The 11822-nt window shown below is 61.4% G+C and carries 9 protein-coding genes; all 9 read left to right on the plus strand.

Annotation, left to right across the window (positions count from 1 at the left end; all coding sequences use genetic code 11):
• A partial coding sequence (locus FJ222_09670; GenBank protein ID MBM4164690.1) for a DUF1998 domain-containing protein occupies positions 1–1628 on the plus strand: 1628 nt, incomplete at its 5' end.
• A gap of 145 nt (positions 1629–1773) precedes the next feature.
• Positions 1774–2901 (plus strand): radical SAM protein, encoded by a 1128-nt coding sequence (locus FJ222_09675; GenBank protein ID MBM4164691.1) that lies wholly within the window; start codon positions 1774–1776, stop codon positions 2899–2901.
• On the plus strand, positions 2898–4223 hold the full coding sequence (locus tag FJ222_09680) for a radical SAM protein (protein MBM4164692.1): 1326 nt from the start codon (positions 2898–2900) through the stop codon (positions 4221–4223). The genes FJ222_09675 and FJ222_09680 overlap by 4 nt, the downstream gene beginning before the upstream one ends.
• Positions 4198–5409: a radical SAM protein gene (locus FJ222_09685; GenBank protein MBM4164693.1), complete on the plus strand. Its 1212-nt coding sequence runs from the start codon at positions 4198–4200 to the stop codon at positions 5407–5409. The genes FJ222_09680 and FJ222_09685 overlap by 26 nt, the downstream gene beginning before the upstream one ends.
• The gene (locus tag FJ222_09690; GenBank protein ID MBM4164694.1) at positions 5133–6725 is read left to right on the plus strand and encodes a B12-binding domain-containing radical SAM protein; all 1593 of its coding nucleotides are present in this window, start codon (positions 5133–5135) and stop codon (positions 6723–6725) included. Before FJ222_09685 ends, FJ222_09690 begins: the two co-directional genes overlap by 277 nt.
• Positions 6722–7825, plus strand: coding sequence for a hypothetical protein (locus tag FJ222_09695; protein MBM4164695.1), 1104 nt, complete (start codon positions 6722–6724; stop codon positions 7823–7825). The genes FJ222_09690 and FJ222_09695 overlap by 4 nt, the downstream gene beginning before the upstream one ends.
• A gap of 2 nt (positions 7826–7827) precedes the next feature.
• Positions 7828–8553: a hypothetical protein gene (locus tag FJ222_09700; protein ID MBM4164696.1), complete on the plus strand. Its 726-nt coding sequence runs from the start codon at positions 7828–7830 to the stop codon at positions 8551–8553.
• Positions 8547–10262: a GH3 auxin-responsive promoter family protein gene (locus FJ222_09705; protein MBM4164697.1), complete on the plus strand. Its 1716-nt coding sequence runs from the start codon at positions 8547–8549 to the stop codon at positions 10260–10262. The genes FJ222_09700 and FJ222_09705 overlap by 7 nt, the downstream gene beginning before the upstream one ends.
• Positions 10263–10419: 157 nt before the next feature.
• Positions 10420–11640 (plus strand): ATP-binding protein, encoded by a 1221-nt coding sequence (locus FJ222_09710; protein MBM4164698.1) that lies wholly within the window; start codon positions 10420–10422, stop codon positions 11638–11640.
• The last annotated feature ends 182 nt before the right edge of the window (positions 11641–11822 follow it).

Consider the following 11822-nt stretch of genomic DNA (forward strand, 5'->3'; position numbering starts at 1 on the left):
ATGTGCCGCATGACCAGTACAACTATCAGGTGCCGGAAGCGATCATCATGGGCAAAGTACCCGCTCCTTACCTGAACCTGGAAAACAAACCTTTGACTCAGCGGCATTGCAATTCACTCCTGCTTGGATACTTCCTGCGCAGCGTTCGCGACATCGAAGCAAGTACACTCGACCGCCTGACCATCGAGGAATTCTTCCTGGACGCATCGATGGGAAGCACGCTCGCGGAACGCTACGTGGACTGGCTTGCCGATCCCTCGACGCAGAGCGCCATGCGCCGTTCCCTCGCAGGCATCCTTCCTCCGGGCTCGCCCATATCCCCCGAGTCTGCGATCGCCGTTTCACCGGCCTCCCTTCTCTCAGACTCGGACAGCATCTTCCAAGTTCATGTCCGCAGCAATCTGGATCGACTTCGGGAGCAACTCCAGGAGATCGAGAAGCAGATGCTGGAGACGACCGGCACAGAACGTATCGCGCTGGCGCGGGGCTCGAACTCACTGGAACGTCTGATCACGCAGTTCAAGGAAGACCGGCTCATTGACTTCCTGAGTAGTTCTTCGTGGCTCCCCGGCTACGCCTTCCCGCAAGACATCGTGAAACTGCTGGTTCGCCAGACAGAGTACGGTCGCCAAATGCGTCTCCAGCGGGACCGAGAGGTAGGCATATCCGAGTACGCCCCTGGCGCAGAGATCGTCGCGGACGGTTTCCTGTTTACGTCCGGGGGAGTCTGGTTCAATTCCAAAGAACCTGACATCCGTCAGTACGCCCGATGCCCCGAGTGCCGCAAGATCGACAGATACCTCGAATCCGAGAGACCCTCACGCGTTTGCTCGCGCTGCGGAACTGCCCTCACCGGAAAGTTTCTTCCCAGATTCTACATCAGGCCTGACGGTTTCACCACTCTGGTCACAGACCCCGTGCAGCGTCCCGGGCGTAGCCGCCGGCCTGGGCCGCGTGCATCTGAAGTCTTTCTGCTGGAGGGAGCAGCCAACGATGATTTTAGCCTACATTCAGTCAAGGGTGTCACGGTCGCCGAGAAGCAGGGCGGTCGCCTGTTCCTCGCCAACAGCGGGTACCAGTTCCGCGGGTACCACATCTGCCGCAAGTGCGGGCGGGGCTTCACCAAGACACCGACGGGGCGTACACACAAGACGCCCTGGGGCACGGATTGCTCCGGACAGACCAAAGTCCTTGATCTGGCCCACGAGATTTGCACAGACATCCTCCAGCTGAGGTTTCATGACTGCACCCCGGCAGCGCCTTCCATCGTCGATCGCGCTTTCTGGCTCTCTTTCGTATCTGCCTTTCTCAATGGCGCTTCGGATGCCCTGAACATCGACGCAGGCGACTTGGGAGGCACGTACCACGGGTGGAGCGAAAACAGTTATGTTGGAGAACTTGTAGTCTACGACCGGATTCCTGGCGGAGCCGGTCACATTGCTCGAATAGTTGATAATCTCGATCAGGTCTTGAATACCGCCCTTGTGCGCGTACGCGACTGCAAGTGCCCGGATAGAGAAGCCAGTTGCTATGCGTGCCTGCGCAGCTATTTGAACCAATCCTACTGGGAAGAGCTCAAACGACGCCCCGTGATTGAGTGGTTGGGCAATATCCTCGGAAAAGCATGAAACATGGCGGTGATGCGTCGGCAGAGACAAAAGCTCTCGGGAAGCTCTCTATGATACGAAAACAAAATCCGTATGATCGTATGCATATGTTGGCCTTGTTGGCTGTCGGTAGCGGTCTGCTTTTGACTGCGCCACGGGGTGCCTGATGGTAAAACTGCCATGGACACATCGGACGGCGCCGAACTTCATGATTGAGGTGACGGACGCCTGTAACCTCGCGTGCCGCGCATGCTATAAGAAGCATGGGACAACGTTCAAGACACTCGAACACGTGCAGCAGGATCTTGACGTGGGCACCCGGCTTCGCCCGGTACATACCGTGACCATTTCTGGCGGTGAAGCGACCCTCCACCCTGAACTCTGCCGGATCGTCGAACGGATCAAGCAACGCCAGGTTCATGTGTTTCTCCTCACAAACGGCGTCCTGCTGGACCGGGAACGGCTTGTATGCCTCAAGCAGAGCGGACTCGACTCGATCCTCTTCCATGTGGACGCCGGGCAGTGTCGTCCCGACCTGCCGCAAAATCCCGACTTCGCCTCCATCGCAAAACGCCTTTCCGAGCTTGTCGGGTGGGCCTTTGAGTGCGGTTTGGACGTCTCGGTTTCCGCCACGCTCTACGGCAATGAGCCTCACTTTCTGCGGGACATGAGCCAGTTCTTTTTCCGCACACCGGAAATCACGTTCCTTTTCATTTCTAATGGCATCCTTCCCGGACGCCAGGGACCCGCCCATGAGGGAGAACGCCCCTTCCTCCAGTCCGATTTCGATGTCAACACCCTACAGGCCTTTTTTGAAGCCGAGTACGGTATTGAGCCGTATGCCTACATTCCGGCGCAAGACAGCAATAGAATTTCATGGCTCTCGTACTTTGTGCCGGTCGTCTATCGCGGAAACGGACCCGGGCAACGGCATACGCTCTTCCGCATGTGCTCGAACAGGGTGGATGTGTGGCTGATGCAAGTCCCCCGGTTTCTCAAGGGGCGCTACATCCACAAGACCACACAAAACCCAACACTGACGCTCTTCCGGGTCGCGCTGAACGCGCTCACCTCGTTCCATCCGATCCGAGGCCTCCGCTTTTTCGGCGCTGCACTGCTTGCGGGAGGCGGGGTGCGGCATAAGATGATTGCCTACGACTCCGGGCCGTTGCGCAGAGCGGACGGAAGCGTCGAACATTGCGAATACTGCCCCACGGCCATTGTGAGGGGCGATGCGTTAGTGCCCTGCTGTGTGGCCGACTACGGCGACGGCTCGGAGGGAAATGCGCCATGATCATTGCACAGACCCGGGCTATGTGTAACCGGTGCCCATCGGCGTCGCACCCCGCCGAACTGGTGAGAACCGGAACCCGCATCGAAGGTGTGGTCCACTGCCCGGATGGCGACATCCGGCATGACGTGTCGTCGGACGCCGATCTGTTCATTGCGATTCGGGAGAAAAGTGCGACCGACATCACCTCCACCGCACCGCCTCGGGGGTTGCGCAATGTGCTCAACTACATCTCCATCACCAACGCATGCAACCTCAATTGTGCTGTCTGCGGCGCTGGCGCAAAGACCGGCACGGACGCGGCCGTCTTCCTGTCCGTTGACGAGATCTGCAAACGCGCCGAACAGGCCAAGAAGGCGGGCGGGCGGATTCTCCATCTGTTTGGAGGCGAACCGACCCTGCACCCCGATCTGCTTACGATTGTTGAAAAAATCAGCGGCCTCGGCTTCAGCTCAGGCGTTGTGACCAATGGGGTCAGGCTCGGTGCCGACAAGGCGCTGGCTCGGAAACTCAAGGCGCGTGGACTTGCCCGGATCTGCCTCCAGTTCGACTCCTTCAATGAAGAGACGTTGGAGGCACTGGGCCGCAATTTTTTGCGCGAGAAAAAAGAAGCGATCACAAACGCCTGTGAGGCTGGCTTGAGCATTGGCCTGAACTGCACGGTCACCCGACTCAATCTGGAAGAGGTTGGCGATTTACTGACGCATGGGCTGGAGATCGGCATCAACGTCCGAAACATGACCTTTGCCAGCGCAGCCCCAGTAGGACGCTACACGCTCGCCCAGCAGGACTCGGTAGATCGCGAGCAGATCATCCGCCAGCTCCTGACCGTTGGGGAGAAGCACGGGTTCTCGCTGGATGACATTTTCCCGTTGCCGGCATACCTGCCGTGGGGCATCCAAAACCATCCCGACTGCGGGGCGCACCTCGTCTTGGTTCATACACCGGATGGTATTCAACCGTTGAACCGCCTGATTGACATGGCGGCGGTGTATGCACGAATGGCTCGGAGCCGTTTGCGTCGAAACTATTGTTCCACCCGTCTCGTACCTGCATGGTTTGTGCTTCGAGCGATCCGGCCCGGAAAATGGGCGTCTTGCTTGCGAATCGCTTCCGGGCTTGCCTTTTCCAAACGGCGCTATTCGCTGGTCAATGTCGGCATCAGCAATTACAAGGGGGCTGCGTTTCTTGACGAACAGCGCCTGGCTCGTTGCGCATCGGCCTTTCATACGTCTGTCGGTCCAGTGAAAGGGTGTCTCCATTTCTTTCGAGACCAGGCGTTTCCCGGATCCAAGGAATATGAGGATGCACATGGAAGTTGTTAAATCGTCCTGGGATTCACGCATCTGGCGCCTGCCATGGGATGACGGCGGGGATGTGCCGCACGCGCTGCTTGACATCCTTCGCGGGTGTAATCTCAGGTGCCGGGCCTGTTACAATCAGGCGAGAACAGGGACCAAACCACTCGACGTGGTCAAGGCGGAAGTGGACGGCCTGCTCCGCCTGCGTCGGCTCCAGTCTATTTCCATCGTGGGGGGCGAACCGCTCCTGCATCCGGAATTGTGCGAGATTGTCCGGTTCCTGCGGCACCGCGGGCTGCGCGTCGAGCTATTCACGAACGGGCTCTTGCTGGATTATGCCGCTTGCGCCCGCCTGAAAGAGGCCGGGACCGATCTGGTGTTCCTGCACATTGACAGCGGCCAGGACCGCCCCGATCTTCCCGCCTCTGCCGCCTGGCCTGAAAGGCGGCGTCTCATAGCCGAAAAAGCCGCCTGCGTGACGGCCGCCGGCATGGAGGCGGGGTTGACCATCACCGCCTACCCGGATCGCCCCGGGGAGGTGGAGGACGGTGTGCAGTTGACGCTGGACTCGGAAGACCTCGGTTATCTGCTCGTGACCCGTTTTCGGGAACATGCCGCCATCGTGGCTATCGAGGGGAACCTGGCAGCAGGCTTCAAGGCGACCGTCAAAGGAACACCACACGCCTCGCCGGAAAACATGCGATCCCACCTCGACATGCAGCGCCTGCTGCTCGACAAGCACGCCATTCGCCCCTTTGCGGCCCTTGGCTCCAACCGTGACCCGCAGGACGCCCGCTGGCTCTCCTATTTTGTCGGCACCACCAGCCGCCGCGGCCGGCGGCTGGTGACACAGGGTCTCAGGGCCAGTGCCTGCGAACGTCTTTTCTCGGCGCTGTGTCGCCAGCTCGCAGGACGCTATCTTTTCTTTGTCCCATGGAGCGCGTCACGCTTCTGGCTCCATCTGCTTTTCAACGCCGCTTTGGGCGGCAACGCCAGAGGGAACCTTCGCCTGGCAGCGTCTGCGCTGTTGCCTGGCCACCGGTTGCACGCCAAGCGGCTGTTGTTCCAAAATCCAGCGGAAGTAGGCGCTTCAGGGAGTGTGACGCACTGCATCAACTGCCCCGACGCCACGTTTCATCAGGGCCAGCTCATCCCGGTTTGTCTCGCGGACCTGTGCCGCCCCGCATCGCCACCATGCACATCACCTTGATCCAGCCCGCTGTCGGTCGCAAGCCGGACGGCACACCTTATCCCGCCTCCTGGCGGATGGAGCCGCTGGGCATCGCCAGGCTCGCCAGCCTCACGCCGCCCGAAATCCGGCGCGCTTTTTTTGACGACCGCCTCGAGCCCATCCGCTACGACGACCCCACGGATCTGGTCTGCATCACCGTCGAGACCTACACCGCCCGCCGGGCGTATCAGATCGCCGCCGCGTTCCGGGCGCGCGGCGTTCCCGTTGTCCTGGGCGGTTTCCATCCCACGCTTGTTCCGGATGAGGCGGCTTTGCGGGCCGACAGCATCGTGATCGGCGAGGCGGAGCCTGTCTGGCGCGCCGTGCTCGACGATGCGGCCGCCGGCCGGCTGCGCGCGCGCTATAGCTCCGATCGGCCTCGGCTCGCGGGGCTGGCTCCGGATCGCTCGATCTTCGGTCGCCGGCCGTATGGTCTGGTCGCCCTGGTGGAGACGTCGCGCGGCTGCCGGTTCAACTGCGAATTTTGTTCCGTCAGCCCGTTCTTTCGCCAGCGCTGCCTGGAGCGTCCCGTGGAGGAGGTCGTTCAGGAGGTTCGCTCGCTGCGGAAACCGATCTTCTTCGTTGACGACAATCTCGGCGCCGATCCCGACCGGCTGCGCGCGCTATGCGGCGCCCTGCTCCCGGTGAAACGACCCTGGATCGGACAGGCCAGTCTGCACATCGCGGAGGATCGCGCGCTGCTTGACCTGATGCGCCGTTCCGGCTGTCAGGGCGTTCTGGTCGGGTTTGAATCGCTCGACGCGGACACGCTTCACGCGATGGGCAAGTCGGTCAACCTGGAGGCCCGGCACTACCCGCGCGCCATCCAGGCTTTTCGCGACCACGGGATCTCCGTCTATGCCACCTTCGTTTTCGGCTATGACCACGACACGCCCGAAACTTTTCGCCGCGTGTTCGATTTCGCGCTGGAGCAGAAATTCTTTTTCACCGCCTTCAACCACCTCGTTCCGTTTCCGGGTACACCGCTCTACGACCGGCTCGCCGCCGAGAACCGCCTGCTTTATCCGCACTGGTGGCTTGAACCGGGTGTCCGGTTCGGCGACATCGTCTTTCAGCCCGCGCGGATGTCCCCCCGTGAACTGGCCGGCCTCTGCGAATCGCATCGCCGCCGTTTCTATGCGCTCCCATCCGTTGCTCACCGCATGCTCGATTTCAAAGCCAACTGTCGGAGTCCGCACAAAGCCCTCGTCTTTCTTGGCCAGAATCTGCTGCACCAGCGCGAGGTCGTCCGCCGGCAGGGACTGCCGTTCGGCCTTCCGGATGAAACACCATGACGTACACACTTGCCACCGCCGCCCATGAGGCCGCGCTTCGACGCCTGGCCCGCGAGCAGGCCATGCCCGGCTGGGTCCGCCTGGCTTTCGCCTGCGAGCCGGACTGGGTGGCCGGCCACGCGGTGCTCGGTCATCTGGCCCAGACCGTGGTTGCGCTGGACGACGCGGGCGCCGTTGTCGGTTGCGGCGTTCGGGCCGTCCGGAAAGTGTATGTCAACGGTCAGATCGCCGATGTGGGGTATCTGTGCGGCTTGCGTTCGCTGCCCCGTGCCCGGCGGTCGCTGGGATTGGCGCACGCCTACCGGTTTCTGCGCCGGATTCACGAAGGCGATCGCCGGGCGCCCGTCTATCTCTCCACGATCATCGAGTCCAATCGCGCGGCCCAAGCGCTCCTCGCCAGCGGCCGGGCATCCCTTCCGGCCTACCTGGATCACGGCCGTTTCATCACCTCGGCCATTCCCCTCGGCCGCCGCCGTGCCGCCGCGCTTTCGCCCGGGGGCGTGGACATTCGCACGGGCGGGGACGTCCCGCTCGCGGCGATTCTTGATTTTCTGCGTGATGAAGGTCCCAAACATCAGTTCTTCCCCGTGCTCGAGCGCGCCGATTTCGGTAACCCGCACTGGCGCGATCTGGACCCGAGGGGGTTCCGTGTCGCGCTCAGCAAAGGAATAATCATCGGCGTCACGGCCGTGTGGGATCAGAGCGCCTTCCGTCAAACCGTCGTGGCCGGGTACGCCCCGGCGCTGCGGGTTGCGCGTCCGCTCCTCAACGCCGCCTCGCGCATCGCCGGCCGCCGGCCGCTGCCTTCTCCCGGACAGCGCCTGAACTATTTTCATGCCGCTTTCACGTGCATACGGAATAACGACCCTGCCATCTTCCGCGCGTTGTTGGAACACCTGCATGCCGAGTTCCGGCGGTCGCCGTATGAGTATTTCGTCATCGGGCTGCACGAACGCGACCCGCTGCGCGCGGCCCTGCGGGACTTTTCATCCTGGGACTATGTCAGCCGCCTGTACCTGGTGTGCTGGGAGGACGGCCGCCCGTTTTGTGACGCCCTCCGCCCGGACCTCATTCCGCACCTCGAAACCGCCACGCTGTGACCATGGAACTTGAACCCCACATTATTGCCCGAACCCGGCTGTCGGACACGGTCCGTGATGCCATGTTTGACTTGCATGCACGGCATTTCGTCAATGTCAGCCGTCCCCAGTTTATGGCCGATCTGGACGAGAAGGACTGGATCATCCTGCTGCTGAAGCGACGGGGCGGCATCGCCGGATTTTCGACCCAGAAACTCTTGCAGCCTGTTGACGCCAGCGGCGCCGCCCGGTTCCTCTTCAGCGGCGATACCAGTGTGGAGCGCGAACACTGGAACACGCCCTTCATCGCCGGCTGCTTCGGGCATCTGATGCTCAAGTTGATGGATCTCTACGGCGAAAACGATCTGTACTGGTTCCTGATCTCCAAAGGTTTCCGTACCTACCGGTTTCTGCCCGTCTTCTTTAACCGGTTCTGGCCGGCGTCTGATCGCGACACGCCACCGGCGATGGCCGCGCTCCTGTCGGCAGTCGCCACATCCCGATTCGGTAACGCCTTTGATCCGGCCAGCGGCCTGATCCGGATTCCGGGTGGCGACCGTCTCGTCCCGGAACTGGCCGAGGTGCCGGGCGCGCGCCGGCGCGATCCCCACGTCGCCTACTTTCTGGCGCGCAACCCGCGGTATGCGCAAGGCGATGAACTGGCCTGTCTGGCGCCCATCCGCCGCGAGAACCTGAACACCTATGCGCGCCGCGTGATTCGCGCGACAACCCCGGTGTGGCAATGCTGAACCCCATCACCCTCTGTATCCGCCAGTGGCTCTGGTTCCTGATCTGCCTGCCCGGCTGGATCGGTTTCCAATTCGCGCTGCGGCAGCCCCGGCGCGCGCAGAATCGTGTTTTGCGCCGCCTGATCCGGCGGAATCGAGACACGGTATTCGGGCGTCGCCACGGCTTCGCGTCCATCCGGTCGCCCTCGGACTTTGCCCGGCAGGTCCCGCTGGCCGAATACGAGGATTTTGCCGATGCCATCGCCGCCGTCGGGCAGGGGGAGCCGTTTGCTCTGGCGGCCGGGAACCCGCTGCTGCTCGAACCGACCAGCGGGTCCACCGGCGCACCCAAGCTCATTCCTGTCACCGCTGCCGTGCGGCGTGAATTCGCGGCGGCCGTGCAGCCCTGGATCGCCTGGCTCTATCTGGCGCACCCGTCTCTGTTCCTCGGCCGCCAGTACTGGGCCGTAAGCCCCAACACGCCGATCCCCGCCGCCGACATCCCAACGGCCGTGCCGGTCGGTTTTGCGGACGACGCCGACTATCTCGGGTTTGCGGGGCGTTGGCTTTCACGCGGCATATTGGCGGTTCCGGGAGCCATACGTCAGGTCGCCGACCCCGAATGGTTCGCCCGACTCACCCTGCTCTTTCTTCTCAAGGAGAAAAATCTTCGGCTGATTTCCGTCTGGCACCCGTCTTTTCTGACGGTTCTTCTCGATTCACTGCCCCGACATCTTCCCGCCATTCTCGCTGCATTGCGCACCGGCAACCTGCCGGGAGACGCGGCGCTCCCGCCAGACCTACACGCCCAACTGGGCCGACAGTTTCAGAAAGATCTCCGAAGATTCGACGAGATTGAGGCGCTGAATCTCCTTTCGCATCCGGAATCGGTCGGCCGTCTCTGGCCGCGCCTCAGGGTCATCAGTTGCTGGGAGGGGCCACGCTCAGAGCCCGCGCTTGGAAAAATCCGCGCGCACTTTCCGCAGTCCGTGATTCAAGGCAAAGGGCTGATGGCAACGGAAGGATGCGTGACGGTCCCGACCGGCTGCGGGCGGCTGCGGCCCTGTGCGATTCGCTCACACTATCTCGAATTCCTGAACGCCGGCACGGGAGAGGTGCATCCGGTCTGGGACTTGCGGCAGGGGTGCGACTATTCCGTGATTCTCACGACCGGCGCCGGGCTCTGGCGTTACCGGCTGCATGACCAGGTTCGCGTATCCGGATGGTGTCACGCGACGCCCTGCCTTGAATTTGTGTGCAAGGACAACGCCGTCTCGGATCTGGTTGGCGAAAAGCTCGACGAGCGTCATGCCGCCGAAGCACTGGCCGTTGCCGAAGCCGACACGGGCGCGCGCCCCGATTTCGCCATGCTGGCCCCGGACGAATCTTCCGCGAGGTGCGCCTGCGGCTATGTGTTGTTGCTGGAATTTCCTGAAACCGCCCCGGATGCGGCGGGCCTGGCGCGGCGCTGGGCGGACGTTGTCGAGGGCGAATTATGCCGCAACTATCATTACAGCCACGCGCGGCGTCTCGGCCAGCTCGGAGCTGTCAGGTCCGTTCTGCTGCGGAACGGGCTTCAGGCTTACCGGCACGCCCGCGAATCCGGCGGCGCCCGCTCTGGAACCCTGAAAATACCGGCCCTCGCGCCTGCCGCCCCCGGTCAGTCCGCTTGGTGGCTGTCCGCATGCCGCACCGAGGTCGCGCAGGAGGTCTTTCATTATCAGATATAACAAAAGTTCCTTATCCGTCTGCTTGCCCGCTTGCAACCCCTTGACGCGACGGGGACGTCGCGTTTTATCTTACGCGCGGCAAGTGTAATGGCGAAACCGGGGACACGTATCTTCCGGCTTGCAGGCCTGTCAAAATGTCTTTATAGTATGTTACATTATGACAAAGTACTTACCACGTGAAATCACCCGCAGGCTGATGCAGGCACGCATACATTTGCCGGTTCTGGTGCTTTCCGGTCTGAGACAGACAGGGAAAAGCACCTTGCTGCTGAGGGAGGCTGCTCTGGCGCAAAACCATGTCTACCGCACGTTGGATGATTTTGCAACGCTGGCCGCAGCGCAGTCCGATCCTGATGCGCTGTTGGAACAGGCGGTCATTCTGGACGAGGTTCAACGGTGCCCTGAGCTTTTGGTTGCGCTCAAGCAAAAGGTGGACGAACAAAGAGAGGCGGGGAAATACATTCTCTCGGGGTCTGCCAATCTCGCTTTGCTGGAAAAGGCCTCCGAGACCTTGGCCGGTCGCGCCATTTATTTTACGCTTCATCCGATGACTCGGCGTGAGCGGAACGGCGTGACGTTGAAGACGCCGTTTCTGGTGAATTTTTTTGAAAAGCTCGCAGTGCCATCTGAACAGGCGCTTCCTGTTTCCGATGAGGAAGTGTTCAGGGGTGGTCTACCGCCCGCCTGCCTAGGCAAGAAGGATGGCGCGGAGGAGTGGTTCCGCAGTTACGTTCAGACGTATGTGGAGCGGGATGTGCGTCAGCTTTCGCAGATTACGGATTTGATTGCCTTCCGCACGTTGGCGCAGTTGGCGGCTTTGCGGACGGGGCAGGTTCTGGTCGTCAGTTCACTGGCACGGGATGCCAAACTCAACGCCGTGACCGCCGGTCGGTACGTGGATTTGCTGGAGGCGTCATTCCTGATTCGGAAACTCCCGCCTTTTCTTAAGAACAGAAGTTCGCGACTGATTAAATCGCCGAAGCTGTATTTCACCGACAGTGGCCTTGCCGCCTGGATGAGCGGCGTGACCACGTTTGAACGCGGACGTGACGACCTATTGCGAGGCGCCCTCTTTGAAACCTATGTGGCACAGAATATCTTTGCGCTGTTGGACGCGCATCTGCCCGATGCGCAGATCAGCTTTTGGCATGAACAGGGGCGTCACGAAGTGGATTTTGTGATTGAATCGAACCGGTCTGTTTTTGCCATTGAAGTCAAGGCGGCCGCCCGATGGAACCATGACGACCTCGCCGGGCTTCGCGCTTTCCTGGAGCGCACGCCTGACTGCAAGGCCGCCTTACTGGTCTACAATGGCCGGGAATCCATGAAACTCGGTGACCGCCTGTTTGCCATCCCGATGGGAACGGCATTGTCCTGACGACCGGGCATCGGGAGCGGAAGATCGCATCCAAGACATCCGTCTTGTCTTGATTATCCAGCAGGAGCAGCCTGCGGCGCGGCGAGACGCCGGTGTCCACCGTGTGCGCTGCGCATAGACGATCAGAGACTATTTCTTCGCAATATAGCGAACCAGTTTACGACTGGCGTTGTGACAGGCAT

The sequence above is a fragment of the Lentisphaerota bacterium genome, assembly GCA_016873675.1.
Lineage (GTDB): Bacteria > Verrucomicrobiota > Kiritimatiellia > RFP12 > JAAYNR01 > VGWG01.